The following is a 20485-nucleotide window of genomic DNA, read 5'->3' as shown; positions in this document are numbered from 1 at the left end:
GTCATTCCCGAAGTGCAGACGCAGGACCTGCCGAGCAGAATTCGTAGAGATTCGATCGGTCTATCCTTCAAGACTTGACTTCAATTTATCAGGGCGCTGATGTATGAATTCTCTCTGGATCGCACTGGCCATTTTTGGGTGCCTCTTGGCTGCGTCGCTTCTTATGATGCAGTGGTATCCAAAGCTGGCATCCCACCACCGGGATGACGAAACCAACTCCGTAATTCGTTTAGTAGCCAATATTTTTGTGGTTATGACATCGCTGGTCTTTGGCTTGATGATCAACTCTGCCAAAAACACTTTCGAGTCGATTGACGCAAACTTCCATGGTATGCAACCAGCATGATCATTTTTGATCGGACACTGCGGGGCTATGGTGATGTGGCGCAAGACACGCGAAATCGTCTTATCACCTACCTTGAGCGCGCTATCGAGACCCCGTATCGGGGAGACTAGGCTCTGCAGCATCGTAACAGCGAGGCGGCTAAATATCTGGATGATATAGGCAAGTCTTTGGCTCTTATAAAGCCTCCGGACCGATACCATGAAACGATGCTTCAGGATATTCGTCAGCAATATCATTCGCTCATCGAGCAACGTTGGAGGATCGTCGAGCAGTCAGAGGGCGCGATTCCTGGCCCTCTTATTGGGATGCTTGCTGCCTGGTTCACGCTCATTTTCGCCAGTTTCGGATACCGCGCTCCCCGCAATTCGATGGTGATAGGAATGTTCATCATCTCGTCATTCCTCATTGCGGCTTCCGTTTACCTTGTTTTGGACATGGACGTGCCATTTCATGGTCCCATCCAGATATCCGACGAGCCCCTGCGCAGGGCGCTCGCAGTCATGCAGCTCTAGTGGCAACAAACGCGTTGGCGTTCTGAGTCGTGGCCTCGAGGCGGACCAAGCCGAAGTCCGCTTCCGGCCATTAGCGGACACTATATTTGGGGCTACTCGATAGCCTGAAGTGATGCAATGCACTCTTCCCATCTGAGTCGACACGGTGGCACTATGCTTTTACAAAAAAGCGGTCTCACTACTCACAGGTTAGGAGAGCACGGATGCCGAGAAAAACGCTAATTTTTGGTAATGGATTGGGGATGGCTCTAGACCCGCGGCATTTCTCCTTAACAAATGCGATGGCTGATGTTTGGAATGACCCTGTCGCAGTATCTGATGTGCATAAAGATTTAATAAGCCAGTGCATCGGTGGAAATGGCGCTATTCCTCAGCGTGAGGACCAATTAGATCCACTGCACTTAGTGATCTCAGCGTGCAAAACGCTAAATAGTATTAATATGTCACAAAGAATGAATGTGCATTGGCTTTCACAAGAAGGTCAACAATTTCCTGTTGCGGTTGGAAACTACATTCACAAAGTTGCCACCAGGTTACATCTATACAATGGCGAACTACCTCGCTCCTTCTTGGACCCATTGATCGATTTCGTCCGCACAACAAAATCACACATTGCGACCTTGAATTATGACAAGCTGCTCTACGGCGCATTCTTGGATGGGGGCTTAATGGGGAGCTATTTCAACACCTCGTTAGTTGATGGAATGATAAGCGCTGGGTTCAGTTCTGAAGCGCTAGTTCGCCTGTACAATAATAATTTTGGTTACTATTTACATCTGCATGGATCGCCGCTGTTTTTTGATCATCACGGTGTAGCACGAAAAAGAGATAGACACGAACTTAATCCATTGTCTCCAGAAGGATCGGATCACATAGTATTGACGCATGTTAGGCATAAGCGCTCTGCGATTGGAGCCTCTATAGTGCTGTCAACTTACTGGAACTATCTGAATATTAGTCTTGGCGAATCCCAAGAGATAATTATCATCGGATACTCCGGCGATGACAATCATCTCAACGACGTCATTGCAGCACATTCGCAGTCTAAACATCTTGTAATTGTTGAATGGAACGGAATAGGTCAAACCCAGTCGCAACGTCTAGAATATTGGTCGAGCAAGTTTAAGACTAGGAATTTTCATCATTTTTACATGGATAATATTCTTGGGTTTAGCGATTGGAATCGTGCATATTGATCTTCAGAAAAATAGACTGCCCTGACGGGCCTTTGTGAAGCTTTACCAATATCGGTTCCTAAGGCAGTCTAGGGAACTTTAAGTTTACGAACATTTTAAAGGTCGATCATGGGTAAAATCAATCCATTCAAACCTAACAGTCCGGTTAGTAGCGGAATGTTCGCCGGGCGTACTAAAGAGATTCGAGCGCTCGAAAAAGGCCTATACCAAACTAAGAATGGCCACCCATCTAATATATTAATAACTGGCGAACGAGGGATCGGAAAATCATCCCTAATGAACCTGCTCAAACACCTCGCTGTCGGCGATATTCCATCGGAGTTTGGTGGCTTTAACTTTTTGGCTGTGAATGTGGTAATTTCAGAGCGTACGAGCCTGTTAACATTGATCCGATTAATTGAGAGATGCATTAGCCGAGAGTTAGGCAAAATTGAGACCGTCCGCAGTTTTTTGTCGGAGACTTGGTCGTTTGTACAGAGAATCAAAGTAATGGACTCTGGAATAGATAAAGGTGAAATTATCGATGATGCGGATGTCGTCATCGATGACTTTGCATATTCTTTATCTCAGACATGCAACAGAATTTCCAATCCTCAAAAGGGGGAGTTAGCGAAAGACGGGATTGTTTTCATTATCGACGAGGCTGATAACTCTTGCCCCAGCCTGCATATCGGATATTTTTTTAAAGCTGTTACCGAAATGCTCCATCAGCACGGATGTGAACGCGTAATGTTCGTAGTCGCTGGTCTACCAGATGTTGTTGAGAAACTTGCTAGATCACACGAATCTTCCATCAGAATATTTACCCACCTGAATGTAAAAGAGCTAAGTTTCTCTGATACGAAATATGTACTGGATAGAGGTCTAGCTGAGGGAAATCGAATTAACTCAGAGCAGACAGCGATGGGCGATTTCGCAAAAGATCATGTCGCTTCCCTATCTGAAGGTTATCCTCACTTTATTCAGCAGTTCGGATACTCTGCTTATGAACATAACACAGATGGCGAAATCTCAGCCGATGATGTTTTGGAGGGAGCATTCAAAGAGGGTGGCGCTCTTGACTCTATAGGCTCGCGCTATTATGCAGCCGATTATCACTCAAAGATAAAATCAGATGAATATCGCCAGGTTCTCGCGATTATGGCGGAGAACATGAGCGACTGGATTAAAAAAAGTGAGATCAGGGAAAAATTCACTGGGGATGATCAAACGCTCACTGACGCTTTGAAAGCGCTTACTACACGGAAAATAATTTTGAAAAATCCTTCAAAAATGGGTGAGTACCGGCTTCAGCAGCGCGGATTTGCATTGTGGATAAAACTATTTGGCTCTCGTCCAAAAAAGTAGACGGAAGTTTATATCCCGCTAATACTAGGTTTCTTAGTGACGCATGACATTTTCATGCGAGCTGGCCTGCGTGCTTGCATTTTGGAGTTTCATTTTGGATCTGCCTCTTCCGTTAAACATTATCGTGAAAGCCGCTTCCTGGGTTTGGCAGCGTATAACCAGGGTGCTGTTGTACAACACCTATGTTGGATCACATCGAAAATGGAGTTCTCGTCATCAACTCGGATCGCGGTGGAAGCCGTTAGGGGATTACCTGGAGTATTCCTTAAGATTGGCGCAGCCGACAGATCACAAACCCCAGATATCTAAGCTTGCCTTGAGATCAACTGGTCAGAGACTGTCAAATGTGGATCTTTATTTCGAGGCCCGTGGCGCTGGCATCCGTTATCAGGACAAAATTTCCGTCTGTGATGTTGACCGAACACCAATGATCTGGAACTTGATAAATATTCCGGTTTTGGATTTCATTGGAGGAATCCGAGAGGAAATATCATTCTCTGTCGAAGAGATCGAATTGCGTCAATGTGTTGTAAGGCTTTCGAGCGGAGAAGTTCTCCCACCTTGTAATACTATGCGTTCATACCTATCCCAAAGTTGGATCTTAAATGATGAGTGGATGTATCAGTGGGGGCACTGGTGGAATTGTAATGCGATAAAATTCGCTAAGGGAGAAATCGCCTTGTATTGGCGTTTATGCTTTGGGTTTACCAGAAAGCGAGTGTATTCGCCTTACGCTACGGGTCAACGCCGCACACCAGTCACACAGATACTTCTTCGAGGTATTGGGCGAGTCATGGCACTATCCCCGCTTGTGACAGCTCAGTTCTGGTTGGCTATTTGGTCAGGGCTATTTGTGATAGATCGCGATGATAGGCTCAGCTTCAGGTGGGGAGCAGGCAAGAAAGATGAAGTCGACGCTGCTTGACTGTCTTGGCGAACTCCTTTTGAGGGAAGCCGCTTAAAGCGGTTTGCTTGTTGCCGCTGACCCCAGCACAGACAGTAATCGGCCAAAAGTGGACGCCCATAACAGGTCAACTGTCGGCCAAAAGCGGTCATTCGCGCCCGAATAGGGTGCTTATAGCATGCCTTCGATCCTCGACATGATTCTCTCATAAACCCGTAATTTAATCTCAGAAGTCGCTACACTATTTTCTGTATGAAAAGCCAAATTTGGGTAGGAATATAAAGTGGTTTATTGCCAACTGAGGGGGACGACACAATGGCCGACGGTTTTTCGCTAATAGACTTGAAAGGTATTTCAGAGCCACTAACAAAACTGATAGAGTCAGTTTCCAAAGGAATAGGTGTATTATACGAACCAACAGGGAAAGTCAGAAACGCTAAGGCGGAAGCGAAAGCCATGCTAATACTAGCAAAGGCTGGAGAAAAAGTTGACACAGTGACTCTCAGAGCACTAGAGCGTGTAAACCATCAAGAGATAAGACGACAGAACAACATTGATGCCATCGTTAAGGGAGCTGTCGAATACTTACCCGGCGAAGTTTCATCGGAAGAAGTTGATGAAGACTGGGTTGTTAACTTTTTCAATCTCGGGCAGGACATTGGAAATGCCCAAATGCAAAAAATCTGGTCTAGACTATTAGCAGGAGAAGTTGCTCAGCCCGGTAGTTTTAAATCCCGCACAGTTCAGGCTGTTAAATCTTTAAGTGTAGATGATGCCAATTTATTTACATTGCTATGCGAGTATTCATTTGTCACTGATGGAGAAGAACGAGTTTTTCCAGTATTTTCTCACGAGTTTTTTAATTATGTTCGAGCTAATGGATTAAGCACCAAAGCTGAGACTCATCTACAAAGTATTGGGCTTTTAAATAGCGGCGTGATTTGGTATGGCGCTACAAGGTCTGAGGATAAAATATATCTTCAGTACTTTTCAGAGGATTACTATACTTCCCCTAAGCCATCGAAAAAAACCGTAAATAAGGTTTTCATGCAGGCATTCCCCTTCACTGAAATAGGAAGAGAACTCGCAAATATTGCAGGAGGCCGGCCAAATAAAGAATATATTAATCTACTGCGCAGGGATGGATGTATCTATCCTGTAGAGGAAAACTAAACTTAGTCTGTATGTGTGGTTGACTCGCACAATTGCCCAGACATGTCTTGGGCTCACCTAAACACGGTTAGTCCGATTCGACAGGCGGCTAAATCAACCCTTGATGTAGCCGCCACAATTTGCAGGCAGCAGCCAATACTTGCTAAATTTTTCCAATCAGCGACCGGTAATGTCTACAGGCGACTGAACGAACTTAATCATTAAACTATATTTAAGGATGAACTCTAATTACTGAGCACGTTCCAAAGGATGGATAGTATAGGAGTCGACATTTGACTCCAATCGAAACAGCTTTTCCCCGTGAGATTGATATAACATAAGATATTTGTCGCCAACTTTAGAGATTAGCCTCAACGATTGTGGCTTTCCGTAATCAGGACCTTTAGTCATCAGCGGGAAACTTTTTTCCGGATTTTCCAGAGAGCGACTAGCGTCAACGCTCCCTAGAGTAGCGGCTGATCCATAGACTACAACCAGAGAACCTACCAGCCAGGCAATACCCGAAGTAAGATGTGGCGCGTTATTGCGCTTTACTGCTACAAAAACGTGCGAGACATATATGCCGAACGAAATCAAGAACGCGTAATAAATAACTTTCGACAAGGCATTTAGTAAATTAAAACTCCAAAAAAAGCTCGCCACCGTAACAACTACCAACAACACGATAGATAAATAGAGCAATCCTTTCTTCACTGAATGATATGAGGTGTCATTAAGAAACAACTCTAGAGAAGACAAGGTCGCTGCAAGTATCGGAAGAGTAACAGGAAGGGAATAGGAAATGGTTTCCTGAATGGTTAGATGAGAGTGTACCCAACCACAACCCAGCCCGTCGAAATATGCGGAAGAGTACTTTCGCCCTAAGAGATAAAGTAATGGCGCAGCAATGGTTGCAAGCTGGGCTATTGCTGAAATCGATTCGACTTTATCATCTTGTTTAATTTTTATATTATCCATTTTTTTCTCGTGAATTTAGCCTGCAGACACTATCTTATAGCCGCTATTCTGCATACCCACTCTACACCTACCGTATTTCATCAAGCGTCCGCTTTTGGCCGGTAGCGGTCGCTTGCCGATGTCCGCTTCTGGCCGGTAGCGGTCGTTAGCCAACGTCCGTTTCTGACCGATTGCTGCCCGCAAAGACGATGTTAGGACTGCCGTATCCGCATAATTGCATCTGTGATCGCTTTTGCATTTGTATCTAAGGTCTCCATAGCCATCACAGCGTTATCTGCAACCACTGCCACTCCATTGGCTGCAAGCCAAACGGCGATCTCCTCGATTGCCGCCGCCAGTGCATGCTGGTTGTGCAGGAGCAATGTCAGGGCGTCCGCAGTGGCGATATTGGAAGCCGAGCTACTTGGCATGCTGTCCATCCTGGAAATTTGAGGTTTGCAAAGCCTAGCTCATGCGGCGGCTGGAAAATGGTTTAGATACGCATCATCGGAGCCTGCAGCGGCTTTCGCCCCAAAGCGGACGTCGAGGGCGAGCTTCTGAGAATGGTCGCTAGACGATTTACGCGGCAAAAGTAAGCACTCTTGCCTCTTGAGTCTCTGCTATGAACGCATTGACCTGCTCTTGCGGATGCGGGGAAAGTTTTGGGTATTCATCTGCAAGATATTCGATGACAGTATCTTCTTCCCAAGGGCCGAGCGAAGTCATGTAGTCAGGGTACTGATTTTGAATTTCTTCCCATGATTGGTATGGATGCTTGGAGAGCAACACGACTGTTCGGGTGTAAATAATATGAATCTGCACGAATCTATTTCCGTATGTTGACGTCTGGGACACCGCCAGACGAGTGTAAATCCTTTTCAAGATTGCCTTCCTGTTGGCAGCTTCTGCCTGAAGAAAAGTGTTGGGGCTGGACGTCCGCTTCTGGCCGAACGCCGACGTTGCCAAGGTGTCCCGATGAATTTCGATAGTCGCTAGGGGGCTGGAGTTCTAATCTCTCCTTTACCGCCATATTCAGTAAACACAACCCCCCTGATTTTCCTGAAGAAAATCGGTGGTTTGTGGTTTTTGGCGCCCGGCCATATGGAACTCAGATGGGACTGGGGCGCTATTTTGGTGCGGAAGATGGGACTATGAGTGTGTATCTCGGGCCCTCACTGCGGGCGCATGAGCTAGGCTTTGCGAATACCTCATTTCCAGGATGGATCGCATGCCTGATAACTCTGCCTCCAACATTGCCACTGCTGATGCGCTGACGTTGCTACTGCATAACCAGCATGCTCTCTGTGCAGCGATCGAAGAGATCACTCAGTGGATCTCGGGGAATGGCGCAGACGATGTTGCCGACAACGCCGTCGTGGCCCTGGAAACACTGGATAGAAATACACAAGCATTAACAGATGCGATCCTGCGAATACGGCAGTCTTAGGGGGCGCCCCGCTAGGCAGCAATTGGCCAAAAACAGTCAGTGGACGCCCTGGTGGCGGAACAGTAGCTTGTCACTGGAAATGCTCGACGAGAGATCTCGTTGCTATATTGCGTTTTTCTTCGATCCACCCCGCGTTTTTCGCGAGCACTTAATAATTCACAAGAGCTTACTTAACGACAGTGTATTCAATGCGACAGCCTGTCGCCAAAAAATAGTTCGGCACAATAGAGGAGTTAGCGAAGATGACACGGAAAATCCCGGCCGAACCATCAGAAGAGCAGTTCCACCGGATAGTGTTCTCGATATGGGACTTTCAACAGGCTCTCTCCGCGATAACCTTCCTCGAAGAGGAGTGCGATTTAACGCAAAAGTATTCGAGAGTGGAGCTTCGCCGGTTCAAATGCTACGAGACGCAGTCTATCATTTCGTTTGCTCGGCCTTTCGTCGCATCTAGGTCGGGCATACAGCTGAGTGCCAAAAGGGTCGGTGTCAACCTCACCACGGAAGAAAGGAGGCACAGTAATGAAATTCTTCTCCTGAGGAATAAGATAGTTGCTCATTCAGACACAGAAGAGATGCACTACAAGGTCCAGACACTTGAATTTGGTGGGCCAAATTCTATTAAAGCACCTGTGTTCATCTTTGACGAAGGTCTACTGCTCAACGAAAAGCAAAGGAGGGATTTTGAATCTCTTCTTCGCAAGCTGATTCACGGACTCCATGAGTTTGCCTTCCAGTTGTGCGAATCTAACCCTGATCGCTTTGAGTTTTATAAGGTTCCCATTTCGGGGCTGAACCAAGATGTCTAGTTCACGCCGGTCCAAGAAACGCGCTGCAGGCGATAGCGCCGCGTAGTTAAGTTTTGTCGTCACATTTCAATGAGTTTATGAAATGAGCAGCAATTTCGCGTGGGCGGCAGCGGCGTCCGCTGGGTGCCGGTGCGCTCACGACGTGAGTCGCGACGCACCTGGGTAGCCTGACCGCCGTAGGGCGTTTCGCTGAAGGGGTGGGCTTGAGTGGATTCAGTGTCGAGCTGCAACCGGTCACAGCTTCAAGGCCATATCTACAGACCTGCGTCCTATCCGGCAGCCGGCATATCGCAAGCTTGCAGGACTAAAGCTGATACCAATTTTGATACCATCAACTGCTAGAAGGCGTATTCTAATGCGATCTCGTGCGCGCTAACTGATTGATTTAATTGCGCTTTTTGCCGCATCGCGATGCATCTAAGATCGCATCGTGATGTTAGCTGTGGAGATCAATTGCTTTACCTATCAATGGGTTGCGAGCCGCACATTTGGCGCTTGGGCCATTTCTGGGGCATTTTGGAGCGTTTTCTTCCCTACCCGGTCAGTGTTGGCGGTAGCCAGCAGGCGAGGGGTGAGAGCAGCAACCGGACACGGCGTCCAGGCTGTTGGGCATTAAAGGCGGGATTCATGCCAGACATTGCGCGCATTGTCGCATAAGTCATGCGGCAGTTGTATGGCGGACGCTGACGAACCGGCAGACTGCCTGCATCGGGAAGCGTCAAATGCGCGTTCATGCAGCGGTCTATCGAATTCATGAGTGTCGATGCGGGCTTCCAACAATCATGGGAGGAACTAAAACGCCTGATATCGTCTACATTTCATCAAGGAATTTCTGATGAGAGGACGGTCATGTTTAAAAAACGCTTACTGGTTGCGTCTGTTACTTGTCTGGCCTTGGCGGTGAGCTCTGTAACGGCACTGGCCGATCCGGGAAATGGCAATGGTAACGGCAAAGGGAACGGCAAGGGCGGCCCGCAGAACAGTCAGGGACATGGCAACCAAGGGGGCAAAAACAAAGGATCCAGTTCGGGCAACTGGGACCATGCACCCGTGGTCGATCGAAGCGGTGTGCTGAGCGTACTCAACGGTTACCGGGACTACTGGAGCCCGGGTCCGGCGTTGCCTCCCGGTATTCAAAAGAATCTGGCGCGCGGCAAACCGCTGCCGCCGGGCATCGCCAAAAAACTGGATGGACGTCTGGCGGGGCGACTGCCTCATTACGACGGATATGAGTGGCAGCAGGCGGGCACCGATTTGATCCTGGTGGCGATTGCGAGCGGGCTCATCTACGAAGTGCTGAATGGCGCTTTCGATTAGTTTGATGGCAGGTCAATGAAACTGACTTTTGAATCCGTTCGCCTAAAGTAAAAGCAATACATTCTCACCCACTTTATATATGAGGCGATTGGCTTCCGCTGATCGCTTGTGGGTGAACCAGATCTAAATGAATGCATCTCAGATGACAGTAAAACCAACCCCAGTGGATGCCGTCATGCGTTTTAAAAAGAAAAATCTGGTTGCCGTTATGTCCTGCGTAATGATGTTTGCGGCTGCGCCATTACTGCCTGCTCAACTGTCCATCATGGCCTCTGCCCACGCCAAGGATGGTGGTGGTGGTGGTGGTGGTGGTGGTGGTGGTGGTGGTGGTGGTGGTGGTGGTGGTGGTGGTGGTGGTGGCGCCGGTGGCGCTGGCGGGGGAGGCAGTCACGGCGGCGGTGCCGGCAGCGCTGGCCATAGCGGCGACAGTGCCGGGCACTCAGGCAGCGTCTCCAGCAAAGGCCGCGCTGAAGGCCAGGAAACGGATCATGACGGCAGGGCCGTACGGGATCATGGCGTCAGTGGTCAACATATTGGACGCGACCACAATACCAACCGTGGGCACGGCGTGGCCACTTCAGGTGTAGCGCATTCGAAGGACACCAAGGGGTTGTCGAAAGCCACGGCGATCTCCGCGACGACGCCAGGCGATCACAATACCAAGGGATTGAGCAAGGCGAGCCTTTCCACCGATAAATAAGCCCTTACTCGTAACCCGTCAGGTCTCATGCTCGGTTGAGCTCCAAACCTGGCGGGTTTCGCTTCACCCTTTCAAACTCATTTCTCATGGCCCGCGGACCATTTTCAAGTCAGGTGCGAATTGCATCGTGCTTGGTACGCAGCGGCTGAAGCGTACACGTCAAAGCTCAGCGCAACCGCTGCGGCGCTTCCCGGAAAAACCTCTGTTTTGCTCTGCGTCAGCACTCATGCGCCTGCACGAGCGTACTGTCGCGCCTGCCGTTTGCCAGATTCAGCCGACAGTTTTTCACAGATCAGGTTCACCCTTGGTTACAAAGTATGGCTAAAATGCCATCCGATTACCCAATAGCCGCTCACGGCACGGGCTCAAGGAAGTGCCACCGGGACAGTATTTGTATTCATGCCACTGCATCAGACCCTGGGCCTTTGGCCGGCAGGCGCGCAGTTTGTTCACTTTAGACGTGTGACGATTTCCGTGAAACTCATCATTGCCGCTATTTATGTCATTTCCATTGCATACGTTCACCTTCGTGGTCGTGTGCGTCACAAACTGGGCCGTCAGTTGAGCGACCACTCGACGTTTCTGGCGCCGATCAACTGCTTTCTGTACCTGTTTTCAAAGAAACCAAACAAGCCCTATCTCGATCCTTCCGAGTTTCCCGACCTGAGCCCGTTGCAGGCGCATTGGGAAGAAATTCGCCAGGAAGGGCAGGACCTGCTGCGTGCCGGTGAGATCAAGCGCTCGAATCAGTACGACGATGTGGGTTTCAACTCATTCTTCAAAAGTGGCTGGAAGCGTTTCTACCTCAAGTGGTACGGCGAGAGTCATCCGTCGGCGATGAAACTGTGCCCGCGCACTACCGAACTGGTGCAGAGCATCGGTTCGATCAAGGCCGCGATGTTTGCCGAACTGCCACCGGGTTCGAAACTGGTTCGTCACCGTGACCCGTATGCGGGCTCCTATCGCTACCACTTGGGCCTGGATACGCCGAACGATGCGGGTTGCTACATCAACGTCGACGGTGAAAGCTACCACTGGCGCGACGGTGAAGCGGTGATGTTCGATGAGACTTACATCCACTACGCCGAAAACACCACCGACAAAAACCGCATCATCCTGTTCTGCGACATCGAGCGTCCGATGAAATATCGCTGGGCGGCCGCGTTCAACAGATGGTTCAGTCGCACCGTGATGTCCGCTGCTGGTGCGCCGAACGATGCCGGCGACCGCACTGGCGGGATCAACCGTCTGTTTACCAAGATCTACAAAGTGCGACTGCGTGGCAAAGAGCTGAAAAAGCGCAATCGCGCGCGTTACTACCTGGAAAAATGGGCGATCTTTGGCGGTTTGCTGGCGATCTTCATTCTGATCTGACTGGTGTGTCGCACCTGTTTGTCATTGCCGAAGACTGGTGTCCACAGGGGCATTGCAAACCGTGGGCGCCAGCCTGCTGGCGATGACTGTCTCAAAAGCAACCTGTCAGTTACCTGACAGGCGTTGAATATTCATTCCCCAGAGGCTTTTTTGGTTTTCCTTGCCGGCGTGGACTTCGTGGGTTTCTCCGGTTTAGCCTTGGACTTGGCCGGCGCTTTCCCACCCAGACTGCGTTTAAGCAGCTCGGTCAAGTCGATCACATCCGCAGACTTGCGCTCCTCTTCGCCACCCACGGTTTCGACATCTTCGATCTTGCCTTCGTGGGCCTTTTTCTCGACCAGGGCCATGATCTTGTCCTCAAACTCGTCCTTGTAGTCCTCCGGGCTCCAGTCGCCGCTCATGTCCTGTACCAGACGTTTAGCCATGTCCAACTCGCCCTTGGCCAGTTGCGGCTTGGTCACCTCGCTGCCCAGTTCCAGTTCGTCGAGGCCGCGCACCTCCTGCGGCCAGCGCAGTTTCACCAGCACCAGCGCCGATTCCAGCGGCATCAGCGCCGCCAGATATTGGCGAGTGTGCAGGACGACGCGGGCGAGGGCGACCTTGTTGGTTTTGCTCAATGTTTCGCGCAGCAGGGCATAGACCTTGCCGCCGCGTTTGTCCGGGGCCAGGTAATAAGGCGTGTCGATGTTCTGCAGTGGAATCTGCTCGGCATCGACGAAGGAGAAAATGTCGATGGTCTGCGTGGACACCGGGTGCGCCGAGCGGATTTCTTCCTCGCTGAGCACCACATAGCGGCCCTTCTCATAGGCCACACCTTTGACGATGTGCTCTTTGGTGACTTCCTTGCCAGTGACCTTGTTTACCCGTTTATAACCCACCGGATCCATGCTGCGGCTGTCGAGCCAGTCAAAGTCGACGCCGTGCGAAGACGTTGCCGACACCAGCGCAACGGGGATATGCACCAGTCCGAAACTGATTGCGCCTTTCCAGATTGCCCGAGCCATGGTGAGTCCTCCGCGAATGATGTTCAGGTGACCTGCAGCCGGCGGCGAAAGTTTCCAGCGTTTGCCGGAGACAGCAGTGCTGTCGGTCAAGCCGTGTTACATCTTGTTTAAGGGCGATGGGTTAACAAATCCGAACCCGGGGCGTAGCGTGGACTCGAAGGCTCTATCACCTGTGCATCGAGAGGCCATCCCATGAACCGAATATTGCCCGGCATCATCGTTCTGCTCCTTGGGGCAGGTCTTGCGCATGCCGAGGTCACGGCACCGTCCGCGCCGTTGTTGCTGGCACAAAGTCCCACCGGCAACAGCAACAATCCCTACAACAGCCCGATTCGCCGCGCCAATCCCAACAGCATGCAGGGCACCCAGCCCAGTACGCCGGTGATTCGCGGGCCGAATACAGTGCCGGTGCCCAGCACGCCCACCGTTGGCAATGGCGGCATCGGCAATGGTCAGCAGCAACGCTCGGTACCGAGTACACCACCCAGATTCATTCCCAACCCACCGCCGCGTGATGGAGACAGCAACCGTTGAACATCAGGCCTGAGCGCCTGTCAGCCTTCGAAACGAACAAAAGGAATCGTGCATGTTGCGTAAAACCTTTCTAGCCACGCTGTGCGCCGGCACGTTGCTCAGCGCGCCCGCCTTCGCCGCGCCCCCCAAAGCGCTGCAGAGCGAGCAGGGCGCCCTTGAAGTCACCACGATTACTCAAGGCCTGGAGCATCCGTGGGCGCTGGCGTTTCTGCCGGATCGTCAGGGCATGCTGGTAACCGAGCGGCCGGGCAACCTGCGGGTGATTACCGCTGATGGCAAGCGTTCCGAGCCCATCAGCGGCGTGCCCAAGGTCTGGGCCAAGGGCCAGGGTGGCTTGCTCGATGTAGTGCTGTCGCCGGACTTCCGGCAGGACCGATTGGTCTACCTGTCCTACGCCGAGGGCGGTGGCGCCGGAGACAAGGCCGGGACGGTGGTGGGGCGAGGCCGGCTGTCGGACGATTTGAAGACGATCAGCGATTTCAAGGTGGTTTTCCGTCAGGAGCCGAAGCTCTCGACCGGTAACCATTTCGGTTCACGTCTGGTGTTCGACCGCGATGGCTATCTGTTCATCACCCTCGGCGAAAACAATGATCGGCCGACCGCGCAGGATCTCGACAAACTGCAGGGCAAGGTCGTGCGGATTTTCCCCGATGGCAAGGTGCCGGACGACAATCCGTTCGTGGGCCAGTCCGGCGTACGTCCGGAAATCTGGTCCTACGGCCACCGCAACCCGCAGGGCGCGGCGCTCAATCCGTGGAACGGCACACTCTGGGAGAACGAACACGGACCCCGAGGCGGCGATGAGGTGAACATCATCGAGCGCGGCAAAAACTACGGCTGGCCGCTGGCGACCCACGGTATCAACTATTCTCTGCAACCGATTCCCGAAGCCAAGGGCAAAAGTGTCGAAGGTGCGGTTGACCCGCACCACGTCTGGGAGAAGTCGCCGGGTGTTTCCGGCATGGCGTTCTATGACGCTGATCGTTTCAAGCCGTGGCAGCAGAATTTGTTCATCGGCGCGCTGGTCAGTCAGGAGCTGATCCGCTTGCAGTTCGATGGGGACAAAGTGGTGCACGAGGAACGGCTATTGGGCGAGCTTAAACAGCGGATTCGTGATGTGCGGCAGGGGCCGGATGGCTATCTGTACGTGCTGACGGATGAGCAGGACGGTGCGCTGTACAAGATTGGCCTGAAGTGACCTCACTTCAATTTTTCACGGATGTCCTGTGGCGAGGGCGCTTGCTCCCGCTGGGTTGCGCAGCAGCCCCAAGACCTTGTGAGCGCTACGCACTCATGCGGTAGCAAGCTCCCTCGCCACAAAAAAAACCTCTAGGGCCTGACAATAGTTGGCACAGCGCGGGCATACACAACCACCGCCGCCCGTAATTTCCCACGCCCAAAGCGACTCATCTTCTCAAACTCGCCATGGCTGACCGGCACATGCTGGCAGTCCATCGGTTGACGATGCTGGCTGTGGTCGACATCCGGATCGTGCAGATACACAAAGTCTTCATCGCAATCGGTGACCACCACCCAATGCGGTGACTTGGAACGGGTCAGGCGATAGCTGCTGATCAGCACCAGAGGCTGTCCGCCAGCCTGCAGCAGGCGCGGTAAATCCAGATGGTTGCCAATTTTGCGCTCGATATCGGTCTCGTGCATTTGTGCGCTGAACTCCTCATGCACCAGGCGCATGACGTCTTTTTTATGCTCATCGCGCACACCATCGAGAAACAATGGCCCGGCCATGCTGAGCTGTAAACGCACTTGGAAACCTCGACGCCAAGCGGCCAGTGCCAGGCCTTGAGGACTGCAGCCACCATGGCCGGAGGTCATGAACACCGTGGTCGCCTCACGCCAGATCTGCAATTCTTCGCGCCGCTCCAGTGAGCGCGCCGACTGCAATGCGCCCATGGCCATCAATAGACAGGCCGGGCCACAAGTGAAATCGGTGGTTTGCGGGTAATAGGGCACCTTGATGTTGCGCGAATCACGGTGCTGAACAATGCGCTTTTCCAGGCGCAGCGCATCGGCATGGTCTTCGTAGTAATCGTGAATCAGCGCAAAGCGCCGATAGCCGTTGCGCTCGTAAAGCGCGATGGCGCCGGGGTTGTCGATTCGCACCTCAAGACGCAGGTACGCGCAGTCATGCTCGACGGCACAGGCCTCGATACGTTGCAGCAATTGTTTTCCCAGCCCAGTACCGCGCGCTTCGCCGGCAATGGCGATGGAATACAGGCGCGCCAGTGATGTGCCGCGATGAAACAGCACCAGGGCGTAGCCGAGCAATTGACCGTCAAGTTCGGCGACCAGCAGTTGCGCATGGGCGCGGGTGATCATCCATTGAAAGCTGCGGCTGGTGAGCCGGTCGCTGGTGAAACATTGCATTTCCAAGGCCAGCAGCGCTGGCAGATCTTCAACTACCGCCAAACGGAAAACAGCATTCATATGACCACCGTAAAAGTTGCGTAACGAAACGGGACTTTCGAAAAACTTCGTGCTTAATAGAAATGGTCTTGTTCTCCAACGGATCAATCTCTATGTCAGCGGTACAGGGTCATTGGCGCGAAGTATCCGAGCAAAGTTTGTCGGCGGCAACTTTTTTAAATCCAGCCATCAGAACTTCCAGTCAAGTGTTGATCATCGTCGAACGCAAGGAAGATTGGGCCTCGTACTTCCCCAGCGAGGACATCGTCACCGCTCAGGAATACCTCGAGCAAACCCGTGACAACGAGCCGGGCAAGCGGGTGCAGGTGATCAATCTGTGCCGCAGCTACAAGTATCTGGGGCACGGTTACTACTGCTCGCTGCTGGCAGAAGCCCGCGGCCACAAGGTGATTCCATCGGTGCGCACCATCAGCGAACTGACGAAAAAATCGCTTTACGGTCTGGCACTGGACGATCTCGATAAAAATCTGGAAAAAGCCCTCACGCATCATCTGTACAGCGATACCGAAGGTTTCACCCTGACGCTTTACTTCGGCAAAACGCATATCGAGCCGCTGCAGGATCTGGCTCGACAATTGTTTGAAGTGTTTCCGTGCCCGATTCTGTTAGTTGAGTTTCGGCGAACTAACGGTTGGCACATCGAAGGCATTAAGTCCGGTGCCCTGCACAAGTTGCGCGACGATCAGGAAGATCAGTTCGCCAATGCGCTGGACGGTTTCAGTCGTAAAGTCTGGCGGGCGCCACGCTCGCCGCAAGTGGCGCGTTACGACCTGGCGATCCTCCACGATCCGCAGGAGGCCTTGCCGCCATCCAACGCCAAGGCACTGGAGAATTTCGTCCGGGTCGGCAAGCGCATGGGCATCGACGTCGAGCTGATCGAGCGCAAGGACTATGCGCGGATCGCTGAGTACGACGGCTTGTTGATTCGCGAGACCACCAGCGTCGACAACCACACCTATCGCTTTGCCAAGAAGGCTGAAAGCGAAGGCCTGGTGGTGATGGACGACCCCACGTCGATCCTGCGCTGTACCAACAAGGTCTACCTGACCGACCTGCTCAACAGTCATCAATTGGGCATGCCCGCCACGGAAATTCTCTACAAGGAACGACCGGAAGATTTCGAACGGGTCGGTGAACGCCTCGGTTTTCCGCTGGTGTTGAAGATCCCCGACGGCTGTTTTTCTCGCGGAGTGATCAAAGTCGAAAGCCAGCAGGCGCTGCTGGAGGCCACCGCCGAACTGTTCGAACACTCGGTGTTGCTGCTGGCTCAGGAGTTTTTCTACACCGAGTACGACTGGCGCATCGGCGTGCTCAACCGCAAACCGATCTTCGCCTGCCAGTACTTCATGTCCAAGGGCCACTGGCAAATCTACAACCACAAAGCCAAGGGCCAGGACGTCAACGGCGAGTGTCGCACCCTGGCCGTTCACGAGGCGCCGCGAGCGGTGGTGGAACTGGCGGTGAAGACCGCCAACCTGATCGGCGATGGCCTCTACGGCGTGGACCTGAAACAGGCCGGCGACAAAGTGGTGGTGATCGAGGTCAACGACAACCCGAACCTCGACGCCGGTATCGAAGACGCCTGCTTGCAGGACGATCTGTATTCACTGGTGCTGGAGGAGTTCGTGCGACGGCTGGAACTCAAACGTCGCGGCCAGGCCTGGTGACGCGCCGATGATCAGCAGCTTCGCACTGACTCATGGCGCGTTGCAGCGGGTCGAGCGGCTGGACGCCGAGGTGATGCTGTTCAGCAATCCCGATGCGGCCGAGCGTGACTTGCTCCACAGCCACTACAAGGTCGACGAACACGCGTTGGCCTCGGCGCTGGACCCGGACGAAGTTTCGCGAATCGAGTTTCACCCCGACCACTTGTTCCTGATCTGGAAACGCCCGGAAAACTATTCCGGCGGTGGCAGCCTGGCGTTTGAGGTGTCGTCCTGCGGCCTGCTTTTTGCGCCCGGTCAATTGCTGGTGATCGCCACCGACGACACGCCGCTGCACGGCATCGGCACGCGCCAGCCGCTCAATGCGCCGCTGGATGTGTTGCTTGATTTGCTGTTCAACAACATCCATCACTACCTCGGCCATCTGAAGGTGATCAAACTGGTGGCCCGCGAGCTTCAACAGAAATTCAACGCCTCGATGCAGAACCAGCATCTGGTGCAGATGTTCAACCTCAGCGAAAGCCTGATCTATTACATCAATGCCTTGCACAGCAACGGCGCAGTGCTGACGCGGCTGCGTAATCACGCGGAAAAACAGCATTTCGGCAGTGAAGCGATCGGGCTGATCGACGACCTGATCATCGAGAATAACCAGTGTTACAAGCAGGCGGAGATCTACTCCACGGTGTTCTCGGGGCTGATCGATGCGCGCGGCAACTTGATGAATAACAGCATGAACAACTTGCTGCGCAAGTTGACGTTGATCAACGTGGTGTTTCTGCCGTTGAACCTGATTGCGAGCATTGGCGGGATGTCGGAATTCAGCATGATGACGGCGGGTACGCCGTGGTGGATTTCCTACCCGGTGTTTCTGCTGGTGATGTTGTTGGGGGCTGGGGGGATGTTGTTCGGGTTGCGGCGGTTGGCCAAGTGATCTGTGGTGACTTGGCCGACGCCATCGCTGGCGAGCCAGCTCCCACAGGTTTTTTTGGGGGGGGGGCGCGAACCTTGCAGGCAACTTCAATCTCCGTGGGAGCTGGCTTGCCAGCGATAGCTATTTCAGCAGCAAAAATCCGGCTTAGCTCGCTTGAGCCGTCTCAGCGGACTTCCTCTGCTCCTGAACGCGACGCACCACCAGATACAGCAGCGGCCCGATCGACACAAACACCGCCGTCAGCAACAGATACGGCACCACCGACCAGACCGACATCCCCCGCGCCCGGGCATCCTTGACCATCCATACCCCGGCCAGCGTCGCCAGCAGATACAGATCAATCACCACCTGCGCCGTATCCGGACGCGACATCAGGCTGATGCCGAAGTCGATCAACGACTGTTCGGCCTGGAGCATCACCGATACGGTGTAGCCGGTGAACGCAATCAACGCAGTGAGGGGCAGGGCGACAGACATCATGCATTCCTTCCTTGGGTGATGAGCAGAATCGCCAGCCTACCTTGGCATCCGCAAATAAGCCATTGACTCGCCGGTCGCCGCCGGGCTAATTTCAGGCCCATGACTTCCACCGTATTGCGCTGCCAGCCAAGCATTATTACCGCCATTCCTCATTTGGCGGGCTAGCTCACGACTGCAGCACCCAACCCGCCCTAGAGGCGGGTTTTCATTTTCTGTCTCCTGGGTTTTAACAACGATGGCTCCCTGTAGGGGCTGCCGAAGGCTGCGATCTTTTGATCTTGCTTTTGATTTGAGAAAGACAAAGTCAAAAGATCGCAGCCTCCGGCAGCTCCTACACAGAGCGCCCGGAGATGACGATGAAATACAGCCCCGACCAGCAAACCCTGCTTGAACAGTACGTGAAAAAGATCCTCGCCGCGCCGGTCTACGACATCGCCGTGCGTACGCCGTTGCAAGCGGCACCGGCGCTGTCCGAGGCGCTGGGCAACCGGATCCTGCTCAAGCGCGAGGACCTGCAACCGACGTTCTCCTTCAAGATCCGTGGCGCTTACAACAAGCTGGTGCATTTGAGCGATGCGCAGAAAGCACGCGGGGTGATCACCGCTTCGGCGGGCAACCATGCGCAGGGCGTAGCGCTGGCGGCGCGGGAACTGGGAATCGCGGCGACCATCGTAATGCCCTCGACCACGCCTGAACTCAAGGTGCTCGGCGTGCGAAGTCGTGGCGCCGAGGCGCTGCTGCATGGCGAGAGTTTTCCGTTTGCCCTGGCCCATGCGCTGCAACTGGCCGAGCAGACCGGGCGCACCTTCGTCTCGCCGTTTGACGACCCGGAGGTGATCGCCGGCCAGGGCACGGTGGCCATGGAAATCCTCCGTCAGCATCAGGGGCCGCTGGATGCGATCTTCGTCCCTGTGGGCGGTGGCGGCCTGATCGCCGGCATCGCGGCGTACGTCAAATACCTGCGGCCGGAGGTACGGATCATCGGTGTCGAATCGGAGCACTCGGCCTGCCTTAAGGCGGCGTTGCAAGCGGATGCGCGGGTGGTGCTGCCCAGTGTCGGAACGTTCGCCGATGGCGTGGCGGTGGCGCAGATCGGCGCTTATGGTTTTGAGGTGTGCCGGTTTTGCGTGGACGAGGTGGTCACCGTCAGCAATGACGAGCTGTGCGCAGCGATCAAGAATATCTACGACGATACCCGCTCGATCACCGAGCCTTCCGGAGCATTGGCGGTGGCCGGCATCAAGCAATACGTGGCGCGCAGCGGTGTTCGCGAGCAGACCTTCGTCGCGGTCGACTCCGGCGCCAACATCAACTTCGACAGCCTGCGCCACGTCGCCGAGCGCGCCGCGATGTGCGGCGT

Annotated in this window: 20 protein-coding genes and 1 pseudogene; 15 read left to right on the top strand and 6 right to left on the bottom strand. The window is 53.2% G+C overall.

The features are described from left to right. The first annotated feature begins 103 nt into the window (after positions 1-103). The 5 genes from AC193Q_RS06960 to AC193Q_RS06940 all read left to right on the top strand — a co-directional run bounded on the left by AC193Q_RS06960 (position 104) and on the right by AC193Q_RS06940 (position 5478). The gene (locus AC193Q_RS06960) at positions 104-346 is read left to right on the top strand and encodes a bestrophin-like domain (RefSeq protein ID WP_483879337.1); all 243 of its coding nucleotides are present in this window, start codon (positions 104-106) and stop codon (positions 344-346) included. Between the two features lie 167 nt (positions 347-513). Then, positions 514-858, top strand: a complete 345-nt coding sequence (locus tag AC193Q_RS06955) for a bestrophin-like domain (RefSeq protein ID WP_483879336.1) — start codon at positions 514-516, stop codon at positions 856-858. Positions 859-1061: 203 nt separating this feature from the next. After that, entirely contained in the window at positions 1062-2054 is a 993-nt protein-coding gene (locus AC193Q_RS06950; protein WP_483879335.1) for an SIR2 family protein, read from the top strand. A 108-nt stretch (positions 2055-2162) separates the two neighbouring features. Then, complete coding sequence (locus AC193Q_RS06945) at positions 2163-3401, top strand: AAA family ATPase (RefSeq protein ID WP_483879334.1); 1239 nt, start codon at positions 2163-2165, stop codon at positions 3399-3401. Between the two features lie 1219 nt (positions 3402-4620). Further along, on the top strand, positions 4621-5478 hold the full coding sequence (locus tag AC193Q_RS06940) for a DUF2806 domain-containing protein (RefSeq protein ID WP_483879333.1): 858 nt from the start codon (positions 4621-4623) through the stop codon (positions 5476-5478). Between the two features lie 228 nt (positions 5479-5706). On the opposite strand, the gene AC193Q_RS06935 is transcribed toward AC193Q_RS06940, so the two are convergent. From AC193Q_RS06935 to AC193Q_RS06925, 3 genes are all read right to left on the bottom strand, one after another. After that, on the bottom strand, positions 5707-6435 hold the full coding sequence (locus AC193Q_RS06935; RefSeq protein ID WP_483879332.1) for a hypothetical protein: 729 nt from the start codon (positions 6433-6435) through the stop codon (positions 5707-5709). A gap of 191 nt (positions 6436-6626) precedes the next feature. Continuing rightward, positions 6627-6845: a hypothetical protein gene (locus AC193Q_RS06930; protein WP_483879331.1), complete on the bottom strand. Its 219-nt coding sequence runs from the start codon at positions 6843-6845 to the stop codon at positions 6627-6629. Positions 6846-6993: 148 nt separating this feature from the next. After that, on the bottom strand, positions 6994-7236 hold the full coding sequence (locus tag AC193Q_RS06925; RefSeq protein ID WP_483879330.1) for a hypothetical protein: 243 nt from the start codon (positions 7234-7236) through the stop codon (positions 6994-6996). 406 nt (positions 7237-7642) lie between these two features. Here AC193Q_RS06925 and AC193Q_RS06920 point away from each other — a divergent pair, with 406 nt between their 5' ends. From AC193Q_RS06920 to lpxO, 5 genes are all read left to right on the top strand, one after another. Beyond that, the gene (locus tag AC193Q_RS06920; RefSeq protein ID WP_121185650.1) at positions 7643-7861 is read left to right on the top strand and encodes a hypothetical protein; all 219 of its coding nucleotides are present in this window, start codon (positions 7643-7645) and stop codon (positions 7859-7861) included. A 242-nt stretch (positions 7862-8103) separates the two neighbouring features. Next, entirely contained in the window at positions 8104-8670 is a 567-nt protein-coding gene (locus AC193Q_RS06915; RefSeq protein ID WP_483879329.1) for a hypothetical protein, read from the top strand. An 849-nt stretch (positions 8671-9519) separates the two neighbouring features. Continuing rightward, a complete protein-coding gene (locus AC193Q_RS06910; RefSeq protein ID WP_121185646.1) occupies positions 9520-9987 on the top strand; it encodes an anti-virulence regulator CigR family protein in 468 nt (155 codons plus the stop codon). A 175-nt stretch (positions 9988-10162) separates the two neighbouring features. Continuing rightward, positions 10163-10687 (top strand): hypothetical protein, encoded by a 525-nt coding sequence (locus AC193Q_RS06905; protein WP_483879328.1) that lies wholly within the window; start codon positions 10163-10165, stop codon positions 10685-10687. A gap of 474 nt (positions 10688-11161) precedes the next feature. Next, positions 11162-12061 carry a lipid A hydroxylase LpxO gene (gene lpxO / locus AC193Q_RS06900; RefSeq protein ID WP_121187770.1) on the top strand — a complete coding sequence of 300 codons (900 nt, stop codon included), beginning with the start codon at positions 11162-11164 and terminating at the stop codon, positions 12059-12061. Between the two features lie 131 nt (positions 12062-12192). On the opposite strand, the gene ku is transcribed toward lpxO, so the two are convergent. Further along, a complete protein-coding gene (gene ku / locus AC193Q_RS06895; RefSeq protein WP_047294709.1) occupies positions 12193-13065 on the bottom strand; it encodes a non-homologous end joining protein Ku in 873 nt (290 codons plus the stop codon). Positions 13066-13257: 192 nt separating this feature from the next. Here ku and AC193Q_RS06890 point away from each other — a divergent pair, with 192 nt between their 5' ends. Together AC193Q_RS06890 and AC193Q_RS06885 are read left to right on the top strand one after the other, a co-directional pair. After that, the gene (locus tag AC193Q_RS06890; protein ID WP_121185644.1) at positions 13258-13599 is read left to right on the top strand and encodes a hypothetical protein; all 342 of its coding nucleotides are present in this window, start codon (positions 13258-13260) and stop codon (positions 13597-13599) included. Between the two features lie 52 nt (positions 13600-13651). Further along, complete coding sequence (locus AC193Q_RS06885; protein ID WP_121185642.1) at positions 13652-14797, top strand: PQQ-dependent sugar dehydrogenase; 1146 nt, start codon at positions 13652-13654, stop codon at positions 14795-14797. Between the two features lie 131 nt (positions 14798-14928). On the opposite strand, the gene AC193Q_RS06880 is transcribed toward AC193Q_RS06885, so the two are convergent. Further along, the gene (locus AC193Q_RS06880) at positions 14929-16047 is read right to left on the bottom strand and encodes a bifunctional GNAT family N-acetyltransferase/peptidase C39 family protein (RefSeq protein ID WP_121185640.1); all 1119 of its coding nucleotides are present in this window, start codon (positions 16045-16047) and stop codon (positions 14929-14931) included. A gap of 92 nt (positions 16048-16139) precedes the next feature. Here AC193Q_RS06880 and AC193Q_RS06875 point away from each other — a divergent pair, with 92 nt between their 5' ends. Both AC193Q_RS06875 and AC193Q_RS06870 read left to right on the top strand, forming a co-directional pair. Then, a complete protein-coding gene (locus AC193Q_RS06875) occupies positions 16140-17714 on the top strand; it encodes a RimK family protein (RefSeq protein WP_121185638.1) in 1575 nt (524 codons plus the stop codon). 7 nt (positions 17715-17721) lie between these two features. Continuing rightward, positions 17722-18645 (top strand): magnesium transporter CorA family protein, encoded by a 924-nt coding sequence (locus AC193Q_RS06870; protein ID WP_041064381.1) that lies wholly within the window; start codon positions 17722-17724, stop codon positions 18643-18645. Between the two features lie 144 nt (positions 18646-18789). On the opposite strand, the gene AC193Q_RS06865 is transcribed toward AC193Q_RS06870, so the two are convergent. Beyond that, positions 18790-19125 carry a DUF2834 domain-containing protein gene (locus AC193Q_RS06865; RefSeq protein WP_121185636.1) on the bottom strand — a complete coding sequence of 112 codons (336 nt, stop codon included), beginning with the start codon at positions 19123-19125 and terminating at the stop codon, positions 18790-18792. A 350-nt stretch (positions 19126-19475) separates the two neighbouring features. Between AC193Q_RS06865 and ilvA the strand changes: the two are divergent. Then, positions 19476-20477, top strand: a pseudogene (ilvA, locus tag AC193Q_RS06860) (threonine ammonia-lyase, biosynthetic); the annotation flags it as partial. Positions 20478-20485: the final 8 nt, after the last annotated feature.

The sequence above is a fragment of the Pseudomonas sp. F2 genome (genome assembly GCF_057174385.1).
This window is presented reverse-complemented; position numbering and strand designations above follow the sequence as displayed.